Raw genomic sequence first — 21,327 nt, 5'->3', positions numbered from 1 at the left:
GCGGCCCAGCGCCTCGCATAGCCGCCTCCGGGCTCAGGCGCCGCCCTTTCCCGGGTCCCGCGCCGCCGATTTGCCAGGCGATTTCGCCCGCCTCCTGCCGGTCTCGCCCGCGCCGTCCCGCCCGGCCTGTTCCTGCAACGCCCGGGTCAAAGCCTCGATCTGCCTGTCCTTGGCCGCGCCTTGCGCCAGCCATTCCTCGTGCCGTGCGCGCCAGTCCCGCCCTTGCCGTTCGATATCCGCCTGCGTGCGCGCCTGCGCCTCGGCGCTGGCTTCGCGCTGGACCCTGGCGGTTTCCAGCGCATGGCCCGCCGCTGCGGCGGCGCGTTCGTAGGCGAGTTTTTCCTCCTGCCATGCGTCGCGGGCCAGGCGCTGCCGCTCGCGCTCGCGTTCGGCTTCCTCGCGCAGATGCGCCTGGTCTTCCTGCGACTTCTTCAGCGCCTGGCGCAAGCCGTCCAGTTCGCCGAGCCAGCGCCGTTCGTGCGCCGCATGGCGTTCCTGCGACTGCAGCAGCGCGGCGTCGTGGGTCCGGCGCATGCGCTCGAGTTCGCCGGCCTGGTCCTGCCATGCCTTCTGTTGGGCCGCGACCTGGCCGCGCAAGGACTCCAGCCGGGTTTCGCGCTCGCCCAACTGCGCTTCCAGGCCACGCAGCCGCTCTTCGGCGCTTCTGGCCTGGGCCTGCGCCCCTTGCAGCGCTGACTCGAGTCCCGCCGCGCGGGCCGCTTGCCTGTCCGCCTCCTGTTCCACTTCCCGGGCTCGGGCATCCAGCTCAGCAGCCCAGTCCTGGAGCCGGGCCCGCTCGCTTGCGAGCACGGCCTCGGCGTGGCCGCGCGCGGCGTCCATGGCGACGCGCCAGAGCTGGTTTGCCGCCTCGGCCACCGGTCCCGGCGGCTGCGATGCGCCCGGCTGCCCAGCCAGCCGCTCCCCTAGTGAACGGAACCAGGCCTTCAAATGTGGGCCGACCGTATTCGGCGACCCCCGGCCCAGGTGCAGCCGCACGCGCTCTATGGTCGGCTGTTCGCCCTTCCGGAGCAGCGAGTCCGCAGCCGTCCACACGTCGATTTCCTGTATTCCCACAGCCATCCACTTCTCCTGGGCTCCCGCTGACCAAGCCACGCGACGGTTTTTTCCAATGCGGCCGGGTTGTTGGCAAATTACATTGGATAATTAAAAGTTATCCGATGTAATTTCATATATGCGTAATATTTACTACGTAATACATAATATATGATACATAAAAGACTCTCGTAGTCAATTTCATGGATAGAAAGCTATGAAAATCGTGCCGTTTGGCGACGCTCCCGATTCCGCCGTCCTGCCAGGGGAAGCCGTGGACATTTCCGGCGCGAGCGCGGACTCCATCCGCGCCTTGCTGCGTGAAGGCAGTTCCCGGCATACGCAGGCGTCCTACCGGGCCGCCATCCGGTATTGGGCGGCATGGCACGCGCTGCGGCTGGGGGCGCCGCTGGTCCTGCCCTTGCCTGCGGCGGCGGTTTTGCAGTTCATCGCCGATCACGTCGGCCATGCGGCGCCTTCCGGCATTGCCTATGACCTGCCGCCCGACGTCGATGCCGCGCTGGTCGCTGCGCGGGTCAAGCGCGCGGCGGGCTCTTTCAAGCTTGCCACCGTGCGCCACCGGCTGGCGGTGCTGTCGGAAGCGCACGAGCTACGAGGGCTGCCCAATCCGTGCCGCACGCAGGCCGTGCAGACCGTACTGTCGCGGGTGCGCAGCGCCTATGCCCGCCGTGGCGAGCAGCCTGCCCGCAAGGACGCGCTCACGCGCGAGCCGCTGGAGCGCTTGCTGGCCACTTGCGACGACACGCTCACCGGTTTGCGCGACCGCGCCCTGCTGCTCTTCGCCTGGGCCAGCGGCGGACGCCGGCGCTCGGAAGTCGTACGCGCCACGATGGAAAATACGCGCCGCAGCGGCGACGGTTTCCTCTACACGCTCGGCCATTCCAAGACCAACCAGCAAGGCGCCGAACGCGCCGACAACCACAAGCCCATCGTCGGGCGGGCTGCGCAGGCACTGGATGCCTGGCTCGCCGCCGCGGGCATCCAGGAAGGCCCGATTTTCCGGCGGGTGCGGCGCGGCGGCGTCGTTGCCGAGGGGCTGGGACCCGAGTCGGTCCGGCACATCGTGCGCAAGCGGGCGGCGCAGGCTGGTCTGGAGGGCGACTACGGCGCTCACAGCCTGCGTTCGGGATTCGTGACCGAGGCCGGCCGCCAGGGATTGGCGCTGGGCGAGATCATGGCGATGACGGGCCATGCCAGCGTGGCGAGCGTGGTTGGCTACCACCGCGCCGGTGCGGCTTTATCGTCCAAGGCGGCGCGCCTGCTGGACGGCTGCCCGGATCCGAGTCCCGGCCGGTAAGCAGATGGCCCCCCGCAGGCGGCCAGGCGCGGGCAACCCGAGGCCGGCCGCCATGGCGGGCATGTATTAAATTGGCGTCTTCGATACCGAGTTCTGGCCATGCCTCCTGCCGTCCCGCCTCCCGATTCCGCGCCCGCCTCCGCTTTACCGCCCGCCGCGGCCCGCGCGGCGGCAACGCCCCGGCAGATCGGCCGCGGCACTCCCGCATTCTGGCGCGCCGTGGTGGCGTTGTTCGCATCGGGATTCTCGACTTTCTCGCTGCTGTATTTCGTCCAGCCCTTGCTGCCCTTGTTCGCCGAGGATTTCGGTCTGTCGCCGGCCGGCAGCAGCCTGGCGATATCGCTGACCACCGCCGTCCTGGCGGTAGCCATGCTGGCGGTCAGCATGGTGTCCGAGCGCCTGGGCCGGCGGCCGCTGATGGCGGCCTCGCTGCTGAGCTCCGCCGCCCTGACCACGGCCATGGTGCTGTTCCCGCAATGGCCGTCGCTGCTGGTCATGCGCACGCTGATGGGCGTCACGCTCAGCGGCCTGCCGGCGGTGGCCATGGCCTACGTAGGCGAGGAAATCGAGCCGCGCGCCGCGGGCCTGGCGATGGGGCTCTATATCGGCGGTTCTGCCATCGGCGGCATGTCCGGCCGCCTGCTCGCGGGCGTCATCGCCGAATACCATGGCTGGCAGGGCGCCGCGCTGACCATCGGGCTGATCGGCTTTGCCGGGACGGCGCTGTTCTGGAGAATGCTGCCCCCGTCGCGCAATTTCCAGCCTCGTCCGCTGAATGTGCGTGGTGCGCTCGGCAATTTCCGCATCCATCTCTGCAATCCCGCCATGCTGCGCCTGTTCGCCCAGGGCTTCCTGATCATGGGCGGGTTCGTGGCGGTCTACAACTACATCGGTTTTCGCCTGCTGGGCGCCCCGTTCTTTCTTGGCCACGCCGTCGTCGGCATGGTATCCATCGTCTACCTGGCGGGTATATTCAGTTCGGCCTGGATGGGCGATCTGGCCGCGCGCCACGGGCGCGGCCGCGTCATGACGGCAGGCGTGCTGCTGCAACTGGCCGGTACGCTGCTGACGCTGTCCGCCAGCCTGTGGCTGGTGGTGCTTGGCATGGCCATCCTGACCTTCGGCTTCTTCGGCGCCCACTCCATCTGCAGCACCTGGGTCGCGCGACTGGCGCGCCAGGGCCGCGCCCAGGCGACCTCGCTGTACCTGTTCGGCTATTACTGCGGCTCGGCCCTGATCGGCATGGGGGTCGGCTATGCGCTGGACCTGGCAGGCTGGGGCCTGTTCATCGGCATGGTGGCGGTATTGCTGGCGCTGGCCCTTGCCAATGCAGTGATCCAGACCCGCCGCGACACGGCGTCCTGAACCTTCTGCCCTGCCGCCTCCGGACCAGGAGCGGGACTGCCCGCATCGTCCCGCGGTCGGCCGGATGCCGGTCCGGACCTTTCCAAGTGCCGCGGACAGGCGCACCATAGGAGTGCACTGGCCGAAGCGGTATCTCTGCCGTCTGTTTGAGCCAGATCAAACCCGCGGGCGGCCGTCGGGACTACCATGGGACATCCCGGGCTGCCATAGCCATTCACCTGACAGGAGGCGCATATGCTGGGACGCATCGCAGTTCACCTGGATCTGGACAAGGCCTGCAGGCGACGCGTTCGCGCCGCCGCCCTGCTCGCAGCCGCGCACGATGCCACGCTGGTCGGCATCCACGCCAGCTTCCGCCGTCCTCCTCCTTATGTCTACAAGGGCTTCTTCGTTTCCGACGACGTCAACGACCTGCTGCGCCAAAAGCAGCGGGAAGACCTCGTCGCCAGCGAAGCCATGCTGCGCGAGGTCGCCGGGGAAACCGGCGTAGCCGTCCAGTGGCGTTCGGGCGAAGGACTGCCCGAGGAAATCCTGTGCGAGCAGGTCCGCTATTGCGACGTGCTCGTCACGAGCCAGCCGAACGGCGATGAGCCCGGCCCCACCCAGATGCCTTCGCTGCTGGCCTCGGTCATGCTCGGCGCGGGCCGGCCGATGCTGATGCTGCCGTCCGTCGGCGAGCTGGTCACGATAGGCCGGCGCGCGCTGGTCTGCTGGGATGGCCAGCGCGAATCCGCCCGGGCGCTGGCCGATGCCGCGCCGCTGCTGCAAGAAGCCACCGACATGGTCGCGCTGCGCATCGATCCGCCCAATGAACCCGAAGCAATCGCGCAGACCAGGCGGGCGGACTTCCTGGCCTATTGCGCAAGCAAGCGCTACCCGATCCCGCAGGAAATCACCCGCGACAGCAGCGGCATCGGTATCGGGAATTGCATCCTGAACGCCGCCGCGGACCACGACTGCGACTTGATCGTCATGGGCGCGTACGGCCATAGCCGCCTGCAGCAAGCCATGCTGGGCGGCACGACCCGCACCATCATGGAAAGCATGACGGTGCCGGTGCTGTTCGCCCACTGAAGAAGGCAGGCCCCGGCGAGCAGTTCGGCCGGGGCCGCGGGCGTGCCTAGATCAGTCGCGGCTTGTCCGGCAGCTGGTTGCTGCGCGGCCGGCCCGGATAGTGGCGGGCCAGCGTCTGGGCCAGCGCCGCGATGCCGTTGAGCACGCCTTGTTCGTAGCGGCCGCGCCGGAACGATGCCTCGACGGCATGGCAGATGGATTCCCATTGCCCGGCGTCGGTGCAGGCATGGATGCCGCGGTCGCAGACGATCTCGACAGCATGGTCGGCCATTTGCACATAGAGCAGGATGCCGTTGTTGTGTTCGGTATCCCAGATCCGTTGCAGCGTGAACAATTCGAGCGCCCGCTCGCGGGGCGACTGCTGCCGCCAGAGCAGCCCGAAATCGAGCCCGCCTTCGGCGATGAAGCAGATCTCGCCATCGTGGCTGGCTTCCAGCGAACGGATGGCCTGCTCGATGGCTTCGAGCGTGGCCGGCGGAAAAGCCCGCGCGACGGTGCCTCGGGTCGTGAACAGATGTCTGAGGTATCGTTTGAACGCCATCTTCACCACCGTCCGGACGCGCCGCCGCCGCCAAAACCGCCGCGGCGCCCACCGCGAATGGATCCTCCGCCCGCCAGCCCCAGCAGGCCGCCGCCGGCCAGCGTGAAGAAAAAGGCCAGCGCCGCGCCTACCGCGGCGATCGCCAGCGTGCCGGAAAGCAGCCAGGCGACGCCGCCGACCACGCCTCCCGTGACCAGCGCGCCCGGCAGCCTGCCCAGCATGCGACGCAGCAGGCTGCCGCCCGCGACCACGATGATGAGCAGCACGGCGAAAAGGCCTTCATTGTCTTCCCCTCTGCTGCCGGCTGCGCGGCGCGCGGGTTCGGGCAAGGGTTCGCCGTCGATCAGGCGGACGATGCGGTCGGCGCCCTGCTCGATGCCGCCGTAATAGTCGCCCGCCTCGAACCGCGGCGTAACGATCTCGTCCAGGATGCGGCGCGAAGCGGCATCGGTGAGCACGCCCTCCAGGCCGTAGCCTACTTCGATCCGCATGCGCCGGTCGTCCTTGGCCACCAGGAACAGCACACCGTCATCGATGTTCTTGCGTCCCGCTTTCCACGTTTCGGCCACCCGCAGGGCGTATTGTTCGACGCTCTCGGGCTTGGTGGTGGGTACCACCAGCACGGCCACCTGGCTGCCCTTGCGTTCCTCGAAGGCGCGCAGTTTCTGCTCCAGGCCGGCCTGCTGCGGGGCGGTCAGCGTGCCCGTGAGATCGGTGACCAGCCCCTGGAAAGGCGGCACCGCGACCAGCCCGTCGCTGGCCGCCCAGGCCTGCGCCGCCAGCGCCAGGAACAGCCCGCCCAGCCAGGCGGACACGCAGCGCGCCAGGCGGCCGGATGCGCGTCCGCTGGCCATCAGCGAGCGCCCGCGGGCTTGTTGTTGCCGAAATCGACCGTCGGCGGCGTGGAGATGGCGCTTTCGTTGGCCACGGAGAAGTTGGCCTTGGGCGGGTAGCCGAACACCTTGGCGGTGAGGTTGCTCGGGAACGAGCGCACGATCACGTTGTAGTCCTGCACCGCCTTGATGTAGCGGTTGCGGGCGACGGTAATACGGTTCTCGGTGCCTTCGAGCTGCGCCTGGAGGTCGCGGAAGTTCTCGTTGGCCTTGAGATCCGGATAGCGTTCCACCACCACCATCAGCCGCGACAGCGCGCCGCTCAACTGCTGCTGCGCGGCGTCGAACCTGGCGAAGGCTTCGGGGTCGTTGACCAATTCCGGGGTGGCGTTGATGCCGGTTGCCTGCGCACGGGCGTTGGTGACCGCGATCAGCGTGTCCTGCTCGTGGCTGGCGTAGCCTTTGACGGTGTTGACCAGGTTGGGAATGAGGTCGGCGCGGCGCTGGTACTGGTTCAGCACTTCCGACCAACTGGCCTTGACCTGTTCGTCGGCGCTCTGGATGTTGTTGTAGCCGCAACCGGACAGGCTGAGCGCGAGCATGGCGAGAAAGACGGTGATCAGGCGTTTCAAGTTCTTCTCCCGGAAGTCATGCGCGAAAGCGCACCGGCCGTGCGGCCATGATGATGGCAAGCATAGCGCATCGCCGTGCGGGCCTGCCCCGCGGAAAACAGCTTTCCGCGCCGCGTGGAGATTTCTGAGGATGAGCCGCAACACGCCATCTGGCCGGATTTTCTATAATCGCGCCACCATCGCGGCAATGACAAAAATACGGTTTTTCCTTCTCCTCTCAAGGTTGTTTCACCTATGTATCGAACTCTCGCGGCTGCCCTCATCCTGGGCACCATGGCCCTGTCTTCCGCGCACGCGGCGTATCCCGAGCGCCCCATCCGCATCATCAACCCCTTCCCTCCCGGGACCAACACCGACACGGTGGCCCGCCTGCTCGCGCAAAAGCTGCAGCAGAACCTGGGCCAGCCCGCCGTCGTCGAGAACAAGACGGGCGCGGGCGGCGCGATCGGCACCTCTTTCGTGGCCAATGCCCCGGCCGACGGCTACACGCTGCTGCTGACCTCGTCGTCCACCCACCTGGTGGCGCCGGTGCTGCGCAAGAACGTGCCTTATGACGCCAACAAGGACTTCACCCCCATCATGACGGTGACCGTGTCGCCGCACGTGGTGGTGACCACAAGCTCGCTGCCGGTCAAGGACCTCAAGGAATTCATCGCCTACGCGAAGGCGCATCCCGGCACCAGCTATGCCTCGTCCGGCAACGGCACCGGCTATCACCTGGCCGGCGAACTGTTCGCCAACGGCGTGGGTGCGACGATGCTGCACGTGCCCTATCGCGGCGCGGCGCCGGCCATGAACGACCTGATCGGCGGCCAGGTCCAGGCCATGTTCGACTCTCCGGGCAGCGTTGCCCCCAACGCCAAGGCCGGCCGCGTGCATCCGCTGGCGGTGATGGGTTCCAAGCGCTGGCCCACCCTGCCCGACGTGCCGACCACGGTGGAACTGGGTTATCCCAAGCTGCAATTTTCGACCTGGCTCGGCCTGTTCGCTCCCGCCAACACCCCGCCCGAGGTCATCGCCAAGATCACCGACGTGCTGAAGACCGAACTGTCCAAGCCCGGGATGGCCGAGCAATTCGACCAGATGGGCTCTCAGCTCAACATGATCGTGGGCAAGGACTTCGCCAAGTTCATGATCGACGGCCAGGAGTCGCTGCGCAAGCTGGCCAAGGAGGCCAACCTGCCCATGCTCGACTGAGCATCCCGGCAGGCGCGCCGAGCCGCAATGGCCCGGCGCGACGCATGTATGAAGAACGGCCGCCGATGCGGCCGTTCCCGCATCCGGCGCCTCACTCGATGCGTATGCCCGCCGCCTTCACCAATTGCGCGGACGAGCGCGTTTCGTCCTGCAGGTACTTCTGGAAGTCTTTTTGCGCCATCGGCATCGGCGTCGCACCCAGGCCCCCCAGGCGCGTCTTGATGTCCGGCATCTCCAGCACCTTCATGACGCCCGCATGGATTTTGTCCAGGACCGGCTGCGGCGTCTTGGCCGGCGCGAACAATCCCACCCAGAAGGTATAGGCGGCGGCCGGCAGGCCGGAGTCGCTCATCGAGGGTACGTCGGGCAGTGCGGCCGCGCGGCTGGCGGTGCCCACGGCCAGCGCCTGCAGCTTGCCGTCCTTGATCATGGGCAGGGCCGAGACCAGCGGCGCGAAGAACCACGTGGTGCGGCCGGCAATGGTTTCGGTGATGGCCTCGGGCGTGCCGCGGAACGGCACGTGCACCGCCTCGATATTGGCGGCGACGCGGAATTGCTCGGCATTCATGTGGGTCGCCGAGCCATTGCCCGCCGACGCGTAGAACAGCTTGCCCGGCTGTGCCTTGGCCTTGTCCACGAGGTCCGCCAAGTTCTTGTAGCCGGCCGAGGGCGAGACCACCAGCACGTTGGGCAGGCTCGCCAGCGGCGTGATGCCTTCGAAATCCTTGAGCGTGTCGTACGACAGGTTGGGATAGATCGCCGGGTTGACCAGGTGGCCCGAGCTGTGGATCAGCAAGGTGTAGCCGTCGGGCTGCGACTTGGCCACCTGGGCGGCACCCAGCGTGCCGCCCGCCCCGGGCTTGTTCTCGACCACGATCTGGGCGCCCAGGATGGGGCCGAGCTTGTCGGCGAGCGAGCGCGCGACCACGTCGGTGCCGCTGCCCGCGGTGAACGGGACGATGAAGCGGATCGGGCCGGCCTGGGGCCAGTCGCCCTGGGCGTGCGCGAGGCTGGCCCCGGCGAACAGGCCGGCGGCGGCAATGGCGCGCAGGACAGCGCGGCGGGGCTGGCGATGGATGTTCATGGTGTGTCTCCTCTCGTTATTTATCGGATGGAACAAGGGCAGCGCGGCGGCAGCCTCAACGCGGAGCCGGCGGCGCGAAAGGCATGGCCAGCAGGACGGACGCCCGCTGGGCGCCGCGGTTGACCAGTTGCCGCTTCTCGCCGGGAGCGAGGCGGCACGAATCCAGGCGGCGCAGCGTGGACTCCTCGCGCCGGCCGTCCAGTTCGGCCACGACGGTCAGTTCGCCGTCGAGCACGACGTAGTGCTTCTCCATCGGCGAGGCATCCAGCGAGGTATGGCCGCCCGGTTCTATCGTGGAAACGCCCAGCCAGAGCTGCTCGGCCGGCCCTGCCTCGCGCCCCTGGAGGCGCACGCAGCGCATGTCGAAGTGGTTGGGGGCCTCGTATACCGGCGCCTGTTCGAAACGGGTCACGTTCATGAGGCCTCCTGCGGCCGCAGCACCACGCGCAGGTCGGTTCCGCCGATCACCGCCCGGTAGGCGGCCAGGGCGTCGGACAAGGGATAGACCGCCTCTTTTTCGATGGGAAAGGCGCGCAGCGCGCCCTGCTCGAAACCCGCGCGCAGTTCGCGCAGGTGAGCCGCGGCCTCGATGCAATCCATGGCCAGCGAATCCACGCCCACATAGGTGTGCATGCCGCGGTAGAAGGTGAAGATGTCGAACGGCACCGGCCGCTCGACGGTGGAGATGAATATCTGCGTGGCGCGCTTGGCCATGGCCTGGTTGGCGGCCTGGAAGTACGGACTGCCCACGGTGTTGTAGACCAGGTCCACGCCGCGCCCGCCGGTCAGTTCGCGCAGCCTTGCCGCGACGTCCTCGCGGCTGGCGTCGATCACCTCCACGGGCGCGCAGGCATGGCCCGCATACGGTCCGGGGCGCCGCTGTACTGCGATCACCCGGGCGCCGGCCTGGGCGGCGAGCTGCACGGCGGCCTGCCCGACCTTGCCGTTGGCGCCCATGACGGCGACCACCTGGCCCGGCCGGGGCATGCCGCTGCGCCGGTAGCCTTCGTACGCGGTCACGAACGGGACGCCGATCGATCCCGCTTCATCGAAACCCAGTTTTTCCGGCATCTCTTGCAGGGCGGCCTGCGGCAGGCTGAGCCAGGTGGCATGCGAACCGTCGCGCGTGATGCCCAGGTCGCCGCCCGAGCCCCAGACGCGCCGGCCCACCCACTCCTGCGGTCCGGCCACCACCGTGCCCGCGAAATCGCGGCCCGGCGTGCGCGGCCAGACGGCCTGAGGCATCAAGCCCAGCGCCGCCTTCACGTCACTCGGATTGACCGCTGCGCTCTCCACGCGCACCAGCGCGCGTCCCGCTTCCAACGAAGGCGGCGGCGCCTTCCCGATCGCCGGCGCCAGCGCCGCCGCCGACTCCGCCTTGGCCAGCACACGCACCGCGCTGCCCGCCTGGACTTCCTGCATCACTGTAGACATGGTTGCTGCGTTTCCTTTCTGTTTATGGGCGCGCGGAAGGGAGTCCCAACATTTCCCTTGCTTCGGATGCGGTCGCGACCGTGCCGCCCAGGTCCTGGAGGATGCGCGCCGCGCGTTCGACCAGCGCGGCATTGCTGGGCGCGAGCACGCCGCGCGACAGGTAGATGTTGTCCTCCAGCCCGACCCGCACGTGGCCGCCGGAAACGAAGGCCGCGGCCAGCATGGGAAACTCGTGCCGGCCGATGCCGAAGGCCGACCAGAAGGCCCCGGCGGGCAGCAGGCCGCGCGCGTACAACAGGGTCTCGGGCGTGGCGTCGAAGCCATACTTCACCCCGCTGACGAAGGTCCACATGCCCGGCCCTTCCAGCGTGCCGTCGGCGATGAGGTCGCGCGCCAGGTGGATGTCGCCGCTGTCGAAGATCTCCAGTTCAGGACGCACGCCGGCCTCGCGGATGATCCCGGCCATGACGCGTACGTTGCGCGGTGTGTTGATCACGACCTCGCCGCCGGAGTTCATGGTGTTCAAGTCCAGCGAGCAGACGTCCGGCCGCAGTTGCGCGATGTGCTGCACGCGTTTTTCGGGGGGCAGCAGCGTCGTGCCCGGTGCGGCCACGCGCGGATCGTCGGCGCTGGGCACGAAGCGGCCGCCCGGGCCGGTGGTCAGGTTGATGATGACCTCGCGGTTCTCGGCGCGTATACGGCGCATGACCTCGTCGTACAGCGCGACCTCCATGGAAGGCCGGCCAGTCTGCGGATCGCGCACGTGGATGTGGACCTGGGCCGCGCCGGCGCGCGCGGCCTCCAGCGCCGAACGGGCGATCTGCTCCGGCGTGATGGGCAGGTGCGGCGTCTGTTCCGGCTTGGTCAGGTTGCCGGTAATGGCGCAGGTGATGACGGTGGGCTGGCTCACAGGTGGCGTCCTCCGTCCACGACCAGGCGCGTGCCGGTGGCAAAGCGCAACGTGGTCGCGCAGGCCTGGATGGCCGCGGCGATGTCGTCGGGCGAGCCGATCCGGCCCAGCGGCGTGGTCGCCGCGGTCTTGGCGTTGAAATCGGCGCCGCGTCCGGGCACGAAGGTCGACTCGACCACGCCGGGGCTGACCGACAATACCCGCACTTGCGGCGCCAGCGCCTTGGCCAGCGCATCGCCGACGATGTCGACGCCGGCCTTCGCCGCGACGTATGCGAGGTTGCTGCCGACGCCGGTAAAGCCGGCGATGGACGAGACGGTCACGATCAGGCCGTCGCCGCTTTCCTTGAGCAGCGGCGCGAAGGCTCGGATGGTGGCGAACACCCCGCGGAAATTGACGCGCAGGATGTCGTCGATCAGTTCGTCCGTCAGCGCCTCCAGGTCGCCCGCCGGCACCGGCCTGGTGGTGCCCGCGCTATTGACCAGGATGTGGCAGGTACCGAACTGGGCCCGCACCTGCTCGGCGGCGGCGCGCAGCGTGCCGCTGTCGGTGATGGAAGCAGTGACTTCGGCATGGCCCGCGCCGGGAAGTTCGGCCAGCAGCGCGCGGGCGCGGGCGGAATCGCCGCGGTGCAGCAGCACGCAGCGCGCGCCCAGCGCGGCCAGCCTGCGCGCGGTCGCCAGGCCGATCGCCCCGGTGCCGCCGGCGATCACGGCGACGCGGCCGGCCAGGCTGTCCTGCGGCGCGAAAGAGGTGGGTTGGGTCATCGATGAATATCCTTCGAACAAAATCGGTAAGGGTCAGGGAATCGGAGGATGGGGGAAGACCATCTCGCCTTCGAGCAGCGTGAAATCGTGGTCGAACACGGCGACCGCGCCGCCGGGACGCTGCTCCACCTTGTATTGGCCGACCAGGCGCCGCGTCACGCCGAAGGTCGGGTCGCTGTGCAGGTACTCGGAGTCATCGGCGTAGACCTGGGTGATCAGCACCTTGTAGCCGGGCTTGGAGCACATGAAGTGCAGATGGGCCGGGCGGAATTCGTGGCGGGCCTGGGCCCGCAGCAGCACGCCGCCGGGCCCGTCCACCGGCACCGGGTAGCCCGCCGGCCGCACCGAACGGAACTGGAAACGGCCCTGCTCGTCGGTCTGGAAGCGGCCGCGCAGGTTCATGTCGGGCTGAGTCTGGTCCTGGTTCTCGTAGAGGCCGCAGGGCGAGGCATGCCAGATGTCCACCGTGACGCCCGCCAGCGGCCGGCCGGCCGCATCGCGCACGGTGCCGCTGCCTTCCAGCGGCAGCCCGGGCGTGTCGGCGCTGGCGATGGACGCCCCGGGCGGCATGGCCAGCGAATTGGCGCGCCAGAACGGGCCGAGCAGCGCGGCGTCGGATTCGCCATGGCTGTCGGCATTGTTGAGCAAGGCCACCAGCGACGAGACGCCGAGCAGGTCGGCGACCAGCACCGCCTCGTTCTTGGTATCGCAGGTGGCCTGTCCGATGGCGTTGACATAGCCGAGCGCGTATTCGAACTCCGCCTCGGTAAGCCTGGTTTCCAGCACGAAGGCGTGTAGATGGCGCACCAGGCTGGTCAGCAATTCCTTCAGGCGCGCGTCCGGCGTTTTCGACATCGATTGCACGACTATCGGCAATAGGGATTCCGGGGTACTTGGCAACATCGTTCTTATCCGCAATGCTATCGATTGCATTAAGTTTAACGGCGAGACGTGCCATGTCAACTACGAGATTTCCCGAGGCCGTCCTGGCCGCATGGCGATATCATTGGGTCCATGCCCAAGCGTTCCCCAGCCGCCACCCTCGACGACATCGCCCTGCATGCCCAGGTCCACAAGACCACGGCGTCGCGCGCGCTCGACCCAGCGCGGCGCCACATGATCAGTCCCGAAGTCGTGCGCCGGGTGGAAGCTGCCGCGCGCGCGCTGAACTACCGTGTCAATCGTGCGGCGTCTGCGCTGCGCACCGGCCGCTCGGGCACCGTGGGCGTGCTGCTGCCCGATATCACCAACCCCGTGTTCCCGCCCATCCTGCGCGGCATCGAGCAGGCGCTGGCGGCCGAGGGGTTTTTCGTGATGGTGGCCGACACCGGCCATGAACAATCGCCCGACGAGGCCGCCGACCGCATGCTGGCGCAGCGCGTGGAAGGCCTGATCGTCGCGACCTCCAGCCTGCGCGACCCGCTGGTGCGGCGGCTCAGCCAGGACCAGGCCAAGGTCGTCCTGGTGAACCGGCGCGACGAGGACGGCCTGCTGCCCTCCGTGGTCAGCGACGACATCCTGGGCATGAAGCTGGCGGTCGATCACCTGGTGGCGCAGGGCCACCGGCGTATCGCCCATTTGTCCGGCCCGCTCGGGCTGTCCACCGGCGCGCTGCGCAAGGCCGGCTTCGAACAGGCGCTCGCCGCGCACGGCCTGCAGGCGGCCGGACATGCCGAGTGCACGGCCTACTCGTTCGAGGCCGGCGAGGACGGCGCCCGGAGGCTGCTGGACGCGGGCGCGTCTTTCAGCGCCGTGGTCGCGGCCAACGACCTGCTCGCGCTCGGCGCCATCCAGGCGCTGCAGGCCCAGGGCAGGTGCGTACCGGACGACGTATCGGTCGTCGGCCACAACGACATGCCGCTGATGGATCGCGTCTTCCCGGCCTTGACCACGGTGCGCATCCTGCACTACGAGATGGGCTACCGGGCTGCGCGCCTGCTGCTCGACAGCCTGCGCGGCGTGCCGGGCACGACGTCCACGGTGGTGCTGCGCCCGGAGCTGGTGGTGCGGGGCTCGTCCGCCCCGCCCGCCTGAGGCGCGCGGAGTCTGCCCGTCGGCCCCGGGATTCGCCCCGGCCGCCCCTTGCCTGTAATATCCAGGCGCCCCTGAGAAAACCGCCTCCCCCGAGCGAGGCCCGCACATGTCCATCAAAGACCAGCTATTCATCGCCAGCCAGTACCTGGCGCCCCAGGCACTGATTTCCAGCTTTTTCGGCCGCCTGGCGCACTGCCGCGTTCCCAGCGTCAAGAATGCGGCCATTACCCGCTTCATCCGCCAGTACGGCGTGGACATGGGCGAAGCCGAGCGGCCGGACGCAGCGGACTACGAGCACTTCAACGCGTTTTTCACCCGCGCCCTCAAACCCGGCGCCAGGCCGCTCGATCCGGCCCCGGACGCCATCCTGAGCCCGGCCGACGGCGCGATCAGCCAGTTGGGCGCGATCCGGGGCGGCCGGATATTCCAGGCCAAGGGCCACGACTTCAGCACCGAGGAGCTGCTGGGCGGCGGCGCCGAACGCGCGCAGCCTTTCCAGGACGGCAGCTTCGCCACCATCTACCTCTCGCCGCGCGACTATCATCGCGTCCACATGCCCATGGCCGGGACACTGCGGGAGACCATCTACATCCCCGGCCGGCTGTTTTCCGTCAACCCGCTGACGGCGCGTTCAGTGCCGCGTCTGTTCGCGCGCAACGAACGGCTGGCCTGCCTGTTCGACACCGCCGCGGGCCCCATGGCGGTCGTGCTGGTCGGCGCGATGATCGTGGGCGCGATGGAGACCGTATGGGGCGGCCCGGTCGCGCCGCACGGCTCGCGCGTGGTGGCGACGCGCCACGAACCGGGCGCGGTGGCGCTCGGCAAAGGCGCGGAGATGGGCCGGTTCCTGCTGGGCTCCACCGTGGTTCTGCTGTTCGGCCCGGGCCGCGCCGACTGGGTGCCGGACATCGGCCCCCGCAGCATGTTGCGCATGGGCCAGGCACTCGGACGCGCAGTGAATCTATAATGACGGCAACGAGCGCCTGTTGAGCGCGCGTCCGCCTGCAACGCGACTTCCCCCGCCGGCCGCCCCGCCGCCGGCGCATCCGCCCCGCTGCCCGACCGGCTTTCTGGCCGGCCCCACCTGACGGAGAATCCGCTTGCGGTCCCGACCGCGCGGCCATGCCGGTGCCCCGTGCTAGCGTAACAACGCTCGACCCTCTCTTATCCGTCGCACATCCAACATGCCAACCTCTTCGCTTCGCTCCGCCGAAGAAACCGTAGCCACCGCCTCCTCGCCCGAATCGACTTCCCTCGTGTTCTCGCAGCCGCCGCGCGTGCGCCTGCTCAGCGATATCCTGCCGGACGATCCGCTGCTGATGATGGGCGCCGGCCCCGTGCCCATTCCCGACGTCGTCGCCCATGCCAATTCGGTGGTCATCAACCACCTGGGCTCGACCATGTCGACCATCATCTCGCAGGTCAAGCAAATGGCCGGCTACGTCTTCCAGACCAAATCGGAGTGGGTGCTGGGCGTGGCGGGTCCCGGTTCAGCCGCGATGGAAATGGCGATCTGCAACCTGGTGTCGCCCGGCCGCAAGATGCTGGCCGTGGTCAACGGTTTTTTCAGCGCGCGCATGGCGGAGATGGCCAAGCGGCTCGGCGCCGACGTGGTGGTCTACGAAGTGGACGGCCACCGGGCGGCGTCGGCCGAGTCGGTGGAACGCGCGATCGAGCAGCACAAACCCGACGTCCTCACCATTGTCCAGGGCGAAACCTCCAATACCGTGTTCAACCGTGAATTGCCCGCCATCGCCAAGGCGGCCAAGCGGCACGGCTGCCTGGTGGTGGTCGACGCCGTGTGCACGCTCAGCACGATGCCGCTGCAGATGGACGATTGGCAGATCGACGCCGTCATCACCGGGGGCCAGAAGGGCCTCTCGTCGATCCCCGGCGTATCGCTGATCGCCTTCTCCAATACCGCCTGGGAATACATCAGCCAGCGCCAGACGCCCAATACCCATTGGGTGCTCGATGCCAAGCTCGCCGAGAATTTCTGGCACAAGGGCTCCTACCACTACACCGCGCCGGTCTCCGGCGTGCTGGCCCTGCACGAAGCACTGCGCCTGGTCTGCGCCGAAACCCTGCCGGTGCGCTTCGCGCGCCACTCGCGCTCGTCCTTCGCGCTGCAGAACGGCATCGAGGCCATGGGCCTGCGCCTCTTCACCTCGCCCTCCTCGCGGCTCAACTCCGTGGTCGGCATCACCGTTCCCGACGGCCTCTCCAACACCGAACTCTGCGCCCACATCTCCGACCGCTACCGCGTCGAGATCTCCGGCTCCTTCGGCCTGCCCATCGTCCGCATCGGCCAGATGGGCGAGCAATGCCGCGCCCACAACCTCTTCCGCACCCTGCACGCCCTGGGCTCCAGCATGCGCGACCTGGGCGCCAAGGTAGACATGCCCGCCAGCATGGCCACCCTCGAATACAGCCTGGGCGGCCAATCCTAGCCGCCGCACCATCGGCCAAAAGAACGCTTCGCCCCAACCTGAGGTACCCTCCCCGATCCAGGGCACCGCGGATCCGGCTTCGCCGGTCCGCCAGTGCCGCCCCCTGGGGGGCGCGCGTAAGCGCGTAGGGGGGGCCCACCTACCCTCTCAAGCATTGGCTCATGAAGGCCTTGCGCTCGTCGCCCTTCTTGCCGGCGGCCTGCTTGTTGCAGGCGGTCATTTTTTCCTGCTGGGTCAGCTTTTTCTTGGTGCTCAGGCATTCTTTCATGAACGCCTTGCGTTCCTCGCCTTTGGTGTCGCCGGCTTCCTTGTTGCAGGTGGCCATCCGGCTCTGCTGGGAGTTTTCGGCGGCGATCGCGGGAAGCGCGCCGGCAAGGAAGCATGCGGTCATCGAAGCGGCAAGCAGTTTTTTCATGGTGAACTCCACGGTTGCGGGCTGACTGCCCGTATGGCGCCGGCGCGGGCCCCGCACGGCATGCGGGACTGGAACCGGCCATCGGACGACGAGCCATTATGTGAGCGCTCCGGCAAAGCGCAAAGCGCGCAAGGCAGTCGTTTGCAAATCCTCCACACGCTACATTTCAGTGCTGGGTATCATTCTAGGTTTTCGCGCCCGGAAGTTTCGTCCATGACTGCCACTACTTTCCTGCCCTTCGGCACCCCGCTTTCCCCGGCCGCGATCCGCGTGATGCTGCTGGGTTCCGGCGAACTCGGCAAGGAGGTCATCATCGCCTTGCAGCGGCTGGGCGTGGAGGTGATCGCGGTGGACCGCTACGACCATGCACCCGGCCAGCAACTGGCGCACCGCTCTCACACGGTATCGATGACCGACCGGGAAGCGCTCAAGGCCGTCATCGAGCAGGAACGGCCGCACATCGTCGTGCCGGAGATCGAGGCCATCGCCACCGACCTCCTCGTGGAACTGGAGGCTGCCGGCGTGGCGCGCGTCACGCCCACCGCCCGCGCGGCGTTCCTGACCATGAACCGCGAAGGCATCCGCCGCCTGGCGGCCGAGACCCTGGGCCTGCCGACCTCGCCCTACCGCTTCGCCGCCAGCCTGGACGAGCTGCGCGCGGCCATAGACAGCCATATCGGCTACCCCTGCATCGTCAAACCCGTGATGTCCTCGTCGGGCAAAGGGCAATCCAGACTGGACGGCCCGCAGGACGTCGAACGCGCCTGGCGCTACGCCCAGGAGGGCGGCCGGGTCGGCGCCGGCCGCGTCATCGTCGAAGGGTTCGTGCGCTTCGATTACGAAATCACGCTGCTCACGGTGCGTTCGCGCGGCGCCGACGGCCAGGACCGCACCGACTTTTGCGCGCCCATCGGGCACGTCCAGGTCGATGGCGACTACGTCGAGAGCTGGCAGCCGCATCCGATGGCGCCCAAGGCGCTGGAACGCGCCCGCGAGATCGCCGGCAAGGTGACCGCCGAGCTGGGCGGCTACGGCATTTTCGGGGTGGAGTTGTTCGTGGCCGGCGAGCAGGTCTGGTTCTCCGAAGTCAGCCCGCGCCCGCACGACACCGGCATGGTGACCATGATCACCCAGGCGCAGAACGAATTCGAGTTGCACGCGCGCGCTTTCCTGGGCCTTCCGGTGGATGCCTCGCTGCGCCAGCCGGGCGCCAGCAGCGTGATCTATGGCGGCATGGAAGCGGGTGCGGTGGTGTTCGACGGCGTAGCCCAGGCCCTGGCGGAGCCGGGCACCGATCTGCGTTTGTTCGGCAAGCCCGAATCCTTTGCCAAGCGCCGCATGGGGGTCGCGCTGGCGACCGCGGAAACGGTGGACGAGGCACGCGCCAAGGCCAAACGCGTTTCCGCTCAGGTCGAGCCGCGCCGGGCCTGACGGACCCGCCGGCGCAAGGCCGGATCAAATCCGGTTGATCAGCCCGCTCAGCTCGAACTCCCGCCCGGCGTAGGTCTGCGGCAGCGCGACTTCGCCGCGCGCCAGCGCCTGGGTCCACTCCTCTACCGCCACGCGCGCGGCGTGCCCCACGCCGGGGCTCATCGCCAGCCGCACGTATTCCGGCGATTCGGCGCCGAACCAAAGGCTGTGGTCCAGGCGCAGGCGGCCGCCCGCGTAATCCTCCACTGCCGCGACGATGCACCGGCCGGCATTGGCGATGGCCGAAGCCGGAAACACGCCGGGATCCTCCGCGGTCCAGTCGAGTACGGCGCCGATCTGCCGCATGCGGAACTTCCTGCAGGCGTACGTGGCCCCCTCGCGGCCGCCGTCCAGGGTGGCGAAGAAAATGTCCACCCCACGGCGGTGCATGGCTTCGCAGGTGTCGAAGGCCACTTCGGGATCATCCTGGCTCCCGCAGAACGAGGTCATCATGCCTACGCCCGGAGCATGGCGCTTGGCTCCGTCCACATAGGCGGCGCGCGCCCTCAGCGCGGGCTCGCTCTTGACGCCGGCCAGGTGGCCCAGGCCGCCCGTGCGCGTCTCGGCCGCCGCCAGCACGCCGGCGAGAAAGGCCGAGTGCTCCTGGCGTACGGCGTAGACCGCCGCGTTCTCGGCCACGTAGGATCCCTGCACGACCACGAACTGGACATGGGGGAAACGCGGGGCGGCAACGGCCACCGGATAGTCGCCCGGCGTGCCGTAAGCGATGACGAGATCGGCGCCGCGATGGCACAGGTCGATCAGGCGCGCGGTCCGCAACGCCGGGCCCGCCGACTCGATCCATACCGGTTCGATGCCCGGACAGATGCGCCGCGCCATGTCGATGCCCGCCATCCCGCACTCGTTGAAACTGCCGTAGCCGGGAGAGCCGAAGAGCAAGATCTTGATCCGCATGGCTAGGCCCGGGAAAGCCCGCGCCCGCAGCAGGCGGGTCCAGGCAGGGGCGGCAGCGTGGCGGGCGCACCGTTTTGCGGCGCGCCCGGACAAAGGCGTGCCTGGAAGGCGGGCCTGCCGGTGACGGCGGAACTGGCGATACAGACGGATTCCGGCATGGAGTCTTCTCCCTTTGCAGCGGAAACGCCCGCTGGTCTCGAACAGGCAGAGCAAACTTCGTGCCGTCGCCGGCCTCAGTTTTCGATGCCGCGCGACGCCAGATACTCGTCGTAGCTGCCTTTGTAGTCGATGATCTCGCCGCTCGGCAGGATCTCGATGACCCGGCTGGCCAGGCCCGACACGAATTCGCGGTCGTGCGAGACGAAGAACAGCGTGCCCTGGAACTTCTCCAGCGCCAGCTGCAGCGATTCGATGGATTCCATGTCCAGGTGATTGGTCGGCTCGTCCAGCAGCAGCACGTTGTGCTTGCTCAGCATCAGGCGGCCGAACATCATGCGGTTCTTCTCGCCGCCCGACAGCACGCGCACCGCTTTGCCGATGTCGTCGCTGGAGAACAGCAGCCGGCCCAGCACCGAGCGCAGCGCCTGGTCGTCGTCGCCAGGCTGGCGCCATTGGCCCATCCAGTCGAACAGATTCTCGTCGCTGTCGAAGTTGTCCGAGACGTCCTGCGCCATATAGCCCAGGTTGGCGTTGTCCGACCACTTGATGGTGCCCTGGTCGGGAGCCAGATCGCCTGCCAGCATCCGCAGCAGCGTGGTCTTGCCCGCGCCGTTGGCGCCGATGATGGCGATCTTCTCGCCCGCCTCGACCATGGCCGAGTACTTCGGGATGACCGGCTTGTCGTAGGCCTTGGAGATGCCGTCGATCTCGACCGCCTGGCGGTGCATGACCTTGGCCAGCTCGAAGCGGATGTAGGGGTTCTGACGCGACGAGGGCTTGACCTCGACCGCGTCGGCCTTGAGCTTGTCGATCTGCTTGAGGCGCGACGTGGCCTGGCGGGCCTTGGACTTGTTGGCCGAGAAGCGGCGCACGAAGTCCTGCAGCTCGGTGATCCGCTCCTTGGCCTTGGCGTTGGAGCTCAGCAGGCGCTCGCGCGCCTGGGCCGACGCGAGCATGTAGTCGTCGTAGTTGCCCGGGTAGATGCGCACCTCGCGATAATCCAGGTCGGCCATGTGGGTGCAGACCTGGTTCAGGAAGTGGCGATCGTGACTGATGATGATCATCGTCGACTGATACTGGTTCAGCACCGTCTCCAGCCAGCGGATGGTGTTGATGTCCAGGTTGTTGGTCGGCTCGTCCAGCAGCAGCACGTCGGGATTGGAGAACAGCGCCTGCGCCAGCAGCACGCGCAGCTTCCAGCCCGGCGCGACTTCGCGCATGGGCTGCTGGTGCTGTTCGACCGGAATCTCCAGGCCCAGCAGCAGTTCGCCGGCGCGCGCCTCGGCGGTGTAGCCGTCGTATTCGGCGAACTTGGCCTCCAGGTCGGCCGCGCGCATGTAGTCTTCGTCGGTCGCTTCCGGATTGGCGTAGATGGCGTCGCGCTCGCTCATGGCCTGCCACATCTCGGCGTGGCCCATCAGCACGACGTCCAGCACGCGCAGGTCTTCGTAGGCGAACTGGTCCTGGCGCAGCTTGCCCAGGCGGGTGTTGGGCTCGAGCGAGACATTGCCGGCGCTGGGTTCGAGATCGCCGCCGATGATCTTCATCAGCGTGGACTTGCCGCTGCCGTTCGCTCCGATCAGGCCATAGCGGTTGCCTTCGCCGAACTTGACCGACACGTTCTCGAAAAGGGGCTTGGGGCCGAATTGGATGGTGAGGTTGGCTGTGGATATCAC

General features: G+C 68.1%; 21 protein-coding genes. 8 read left to right on the top strand and 13 right to left on the bottom strand.

The features are described 5' to 3' along the window. Window positions 1-33: 33 nt before the first annotated feature. On the bottom strand, window positions 34-1,080 hold the full coding sequence (locus PIGHUM_RS08890; protein ID WP_124079214.1) for a DNA-binding protein: 1,047 nt from the start codon (window positions 1,078-1,080) through the stop codon (window positions 34-36). Between the two features lie 286 nt (window positions 1,081-1,366). Between PIGHUM_RS08890 and PIGHUM_RS08885 the strand changes: the two genes are divergently transcribed. From PIGHUM_RS08885 to PIGHUM_RS08875, 3 genes are all read left to right on the top strand, one after another. After that, the gene (locus tag PIGHUM_RS08885; protein WP_124079276.1) at window positions 1,367-2,371 is read left to right on the top strand and encodes a site-specific integrase; all 1,005 of its coding nucleotides are present in this window, start codon (window positions 1,367-1,369) and stop codon (window positions 2,369-2,371) included. A gap of 99 nt (window positions 2,372-2,470) precedes the next feature. After that, the gene (locus tag PIGHUM_RS08880) at window positions 2,471-3,736 is read left to right on the top strand and encodes an MFS transporter (RefSeq protein ID WP_124079213.1); all 1,266 of its coding nucleotides are present in this window, start codon (window positions 2,471-2,473) and stop codon (window positions 3,734-3,736) included. 234 nt (window positions 3,737-3,970) lie between these two features. Continuing rightward, window positions 3,971-4,810 carry a universal stress protein gene (locus PIGHUM_RS08875; RefSeq protein WP_124079212.1) on the top strand — a complete coding sequence of 280 codons (840 nt, stop codon included), beginning with the start codon at window positions 3,971-3,973 and terminating at the stop codon, window positions 4,808-4,810. Window positions 4,811-4,856: 46 nt separating this feature from the next. On the opposite strand, the gene PIGHUM_RS08870 is transcribed toward PIGHUM_RS08875, so the two are convergent. The 3 genes from PIGHUM_RS08870 to PIGHUM_RS08860 are packed head-to-tail and all read right to left on the bottom strand — an operon-like array spanning window position 4,857 to window position 6,786. After that, window positions 4,857-5,351 (bottom strand): TPM domain-containing protein, encoded by a 495-nt coding sequence (locus tag PIGHUM_RS08870; RefSeq protein ID WP_124079211.1) that lies wholly within the window; start codon window positions 5,349-5,351, stop codon window positions 4,857-4,859. A 2-nt stretch (window positions 5,352-5,353) separates the two neighbouring features. After that, window positions 5,354-6,205, bottom strand: a complete 852-nt coding sequence (locus PIGHUM_RS08865; RefSeq protein ID WP_124079210.1) for a TPM domain-containing protein — start codon at window positions 6,203-6,205, stop codon at window positions 5,354-5,356. Beyond that, a complete protein-coding gene (locus PIGHUM_RS08860; protein WP_187697768.1) occupies window positions 6,205-6,786 on the bottom strand; it encodes a LemA family protein in 582 nt (193 codons plus the stop codon). The genes PIGHUM_RS08865 and PIGHUM_RS08860 overlap by 1 nt, the downstream gene beginning before the upstream one ends. 264 nt (window positions 6,787-7,050) lie before the next feature. Between PIGHUM_RS08860 and PIGHUM_RS08855 the strand changes: the two genes are divergently transcribed. Further along, window positions 7,051-8,013, top strand: coding sequence for a Bug family tripartite tricarboxylate transporter substrate binding protein (locus PIGHUM_RS08855; RefSeq protein WP_124079208.1), 963 nt, complete (start codon window positions 7,051-7,053; stop codon window positions 8,011-8,013). A 91-nt stretch (window positions 8,014-8,104) separates the two neighbouring features. Here the strand turns inward: PIGHUM_RS08855 and PIGHUM_RS08850 are convergent, their stop codons facing one another. The 6 genes from PIGHUM_RS08850 to PIGHUM_RS08825 are packed head-to-tail and all read right to left on the bottom strand — an operon-like array spanning window position 8,105 to window position 13,111. Beyond that, window positions 8,105-9,097 (bottom strand): Bug family tripartite tricarboxylate transporter substrate binding protein, encoded by a 993-nt coding sequence (locus PIGHUM_RS08850; RefSeq protein WP_124079207.1) that lies wholly within the window; start codon window positions 9,095-9,097, stop codon window positions 8,105-8,107. A 55-nt stretch (window positions 9,098-9,152) separates the two neighbouring features. Further along, window positions 9,153-9,515, bottom strand: coding sequence for a cupin domain-containing protein (locus tag PIGHUM_RS08845; protein ID WP_124079206.1), 363 nt, complete (start codon window positions 9,513-9,515; stop codon window positions 9,153-9,155). Next, on the bottom strand, window positions 9,512-10,531 hold the full coding sequence (locus tag PIGHUM_RS08840) for a quinone oxidoreductase family protein (RefSeq protein WP_246013047.1): 1,020 nt from the start codon (window positions 10,529-10,531) through the stop codon (window positions 9,512-9,514). Before PIGHUM_RS08840 ends, PIGHUM_RS08845 begins: the two co-directional genes overlap by 4 nt. 22 nt (window positions 10,532-10,553) lie before the next feature. After that, complete coding sequence (locus PIGHUM_RS08835; protein ID WP_124079205.1) at window positions 10,554-11,441, bottom strand: beta-keto acid cleavage family enzyme; 888 nt, start codon at window positions 11,439-11,441, stop codon at window positions 10,554-10,556. Next, on the bottom strand, window positions 11,438-12,208 hold the full coding sequence (locus PIGHUM_RS08830) for an SDR family NAD(P)-dependent oxidoreductase (RefSeq protein WP_124079204.1): 771 nt from the start codon (window positions 12,206-12,208) through the stop codon (window positions 11,438-11,440). The genes PIGHUM_RS08835 and PIGHUM_RS08830 overlap by 4 nt, the downstream gene beginning before the upstream one ends. Before the next feature lie 33 nt (window positions 12,209-12,241). Continuing rightward, the gene (locus PIGHUM_RS08825; protein WP_124079203.1) at window positions 12,242-13,111 is read right to left on the bottom strand and encodes a dioxygenase family protein; all 870 of its coding nucleotides are present in this window, start codon (window positions 13,109-13,111) and stop codon (window positions 12,242-12,244) included. A gap of 111 nt (window positions 13,112-13,222) precedes the next feature. Here PIGHUM_RS08825 and PIGHUM_RS08820 point away from each other — a divergent pair, with 111 nt between their 5' ends. The 3 genes from PIGHUM_RS08820 (at window position 13,223) to PIGHUM_RS08810 (ending at window position 16,692) form a co-directional block, all read left to right on the top strand. Beyond that, entirely contained in the window at window positions 13,223-14,242 is a 1,020-nt protein-coding gene (locus PIGHUM_RS08820; RefSeq protein ID WP_124079202.1) for a LacI family DNA-binding transcriptional regulator, read from the top strand. 106 nt (window positions 14,243-14,348) lie between these two features. Then, window positions 14,349-15,209, top strand: coding sequence for an archaetidylserine decarboxylase (gene asd, locus PIGHUM_RS08815; RefSeq protein WP_124079201.1), 861 nt, complete (start codon window positions 14,349-14,351; stop codon window positions 15,207-15,209). 352 nt (window positions 15,210-15,561) lie between these two features. Then, a complete protein-coding gene (locus tag PIGHUM_RS08810) occupies window positions 15,562-16,692 on the top strand; it encodes a pyridoxal-phosphate-dependent aminotransferase family protein (RefSeq protein ID WP_246013054.1) in 1,131 nt (376 codons plus the stop codon). A gap of 139 nt (window positions 16,693-16,831) precedes the next feature. Here the strand turns inward: PIGHUM_RS08810 and PIGHUM_RS08805 are convergent, their stop codons facing one another. Continuing rightward, the gene (locus PIGHUM_RS08805) at window positions 16,832-17,107 is read right to left on the bottom strand and encodes a PsiF family protein (RefSeq protein ID WP_124079199.1); all 276 of its coding nucleotides are present in this window, start codon (window positions 17,105-17,107) and stop codon (window positions 16,832-16,834) included. 213 nt (window positions 17,108-17,320) lie between these two features. Here PIGHUM_RS08805 and purT point away from each other — a divergent pair, with 213 nt between their 5' ends. Then, on the top strand, window positions 17,321-18,538 hold the full coding sequence (purT, locus tag PIGHUM_RS08800; protein WP_124079198.1) for a formate-dependent phosphoribosylglycinamide formyltransferase: 1,218 nt from the start codon (window positions 17,321-17,323) through the stop codon (window positions 18,536-18,538). A 24-nt stretch (window positions 18,539-18,562) separates the two neighbouring features. Here the strand turns inward: purT and PIGHUM_RS08795 are convergent, their stop codons facing one another. Beyond that, on the bottom strand, window positions 18,563-19,492 hold the full coding sequence (locus PIGHUM_RS08795; RefSeq protein WP_124079197.1) for a BMP family lipoprotein: 930 nt from the start codon (window positions 19,490-19,492) through the stop codon (window positions 18,563-18,565). A gap of 233 nt (window positions 19,493-19,725) precedes the next feature. Beyond that, the gene (locus tag PIGHUM_RS08790; RefSeq protein WP_124079196.1) at window positions 19,726-21,327 is read right to left on the bottom strand and encodes an ABC-F family ATPase; all 1,602 of its coding nucleotides are present in this window, start codon (window positions 21,325-21,327) and stop codon (window positions 19,726-19,728) included.

This window comes from Pigmentiphaga humi (assembly GCF_900606115.1).
GTDB lineage: Bacteria > Pseudomonadota > Gammaproteobacteria > Burkholderiales > Burkholderiaceae_B > Pigmentiphaga > Pigmentiphaga humi.
The sequence above is the reverse complement of the archived record's forward strand: the minus strand, read 5'-3'. Positions and strand labels throughout refer to the sequence as shown.

Bases quoted from the DNA above. Each gene is read 5' to 3' on its own strand.
- PIGHUM_RS08890 (WP_124079214.1), bottom strand. From the start codon at position 1,080: ATGGCTGTGGGAATACAGGAAATCGACGTGTGGACGGCTGCGGACTCG.
- PIGHUM_RS08880 (WP_124079213.1), top strand. From the start codon at position 2,471: ATGCCTCCTGCCGTCCCGCCTCCCGATTCCGCGCCCGCCTCCGCTTTA.
- PIGHUM_RS08875 (WP_124079212.1), top strand. From the start codon at position 3,971: ATGCTGGGACGCATCGCAGTTCACCTGGATCTGGACAAGGCCTGCAGG.
- PIGHUM_RS08870 (WP_124079211.1), bottom strand. From the start codon at position 5,351: ATGGCGTTCAAACGATACCTCAGACATCTGTTCACGACCCGAGGCACC.
- PIGHUM_RS08865 (WP_124079210.1), bottom strand. From the start codon at position 6,205: ATGGCCAGCGGACGCGCATCCGGCCGCCTGGCGCGCTGCGTGTCCGCC.
- PIGHUM_RS08860 (WP_187697768.1), bottom strand. From the start codon at position 6,786: ATGCTCGCGCTCAGCCTGTCCGGTTGCGGCTACAACAACATCCAGAGC.
- PIGHUM_RS08855 (WP_124079208.1), top strand. From the start codon at position 7,051: ATGTATCGAACTCTCGCGGCTGCCCTCATCCTGGGCACCATGGCCCTG.
- PIGHUM_RS08850 (WP_124079207.1), bottom strand. From the start codon at position 9,097: ATGAACATCCATCGCCAGCCCCGCCGCGCTGTCCTGCGCGCCATTGCC.
- PIGHUM_RS08845 (WP_124079206.1), bottom strand. From the start codon at position 9,515: ATGAACGTGACCCGTTTCGAACAGGCGCCGGTATACGAGGCCCCCAAC.
- PIGHUM_RS08840 (WP_246013047.1), bottom strand. From the start codon at position 10,531: ATGTCTACAGTGATGCAGGAAGTCCAGGCGGGCAGCGCGGTGCGTGTG.
- PIGHUM_RS08830 (WP_124079204.1), bottom strand. From the start codon at position 12,208: ATGACCCAACCCACCTCTTTCGCGCCGCAGGACAGCCTGGCCGGCCGC.
- PIGHUM_RS08825 (WP_124079203.1), bottom strand. From the start codon at position 13,111: ATGTTGCCAAGTACCCCGGAATCCCTATTGCCGATAGTCGTGCAATCG.
- PIGHUM_RS08820 (WP_124079202.1), top strand. From the start codon at position 13,223: ATGCCCAAGCGTTCCCCAGCCGCCACCCTCGACGACATCGCCCTGCAT.
- asd (WP_124079201.1), top strand. From the start codon at position 14,349: ATGTCCATCAAAGACCAGCTATTCATCGCCAGCCAGTACCTGGCGCCC.
- PIGHUM_RS08810 (WP_246013054.1), top strand. From the start codon at position 15,562: ATGATGGGCGCCGGCCCCGTGCCCATTCCCGACGTCGTCGCCCATGCC.
- PIGHUM_RS08805 (WP_124079199.1), bottom strand. From the start codon at position 17,107: ATGAAAAAACTGCTTGCCGCTTCGATGACCGCATGCTTCCTTGCCGGC.
- purT (WP_124079198.1), top strand. From the start codon at position 17,321: ATGACTGCCACTACTTTCCTGCCCTTCGGCACCCCGCTTTCCCCGGCC.
- PIGHUM_RS08795 (WP_124079197.1), bottom strand. From the start codon at position 19,492: ATGCGGATCAAGATCTTGCTCTTCGGCTCTCCCGGCTACGGCAGTTTC.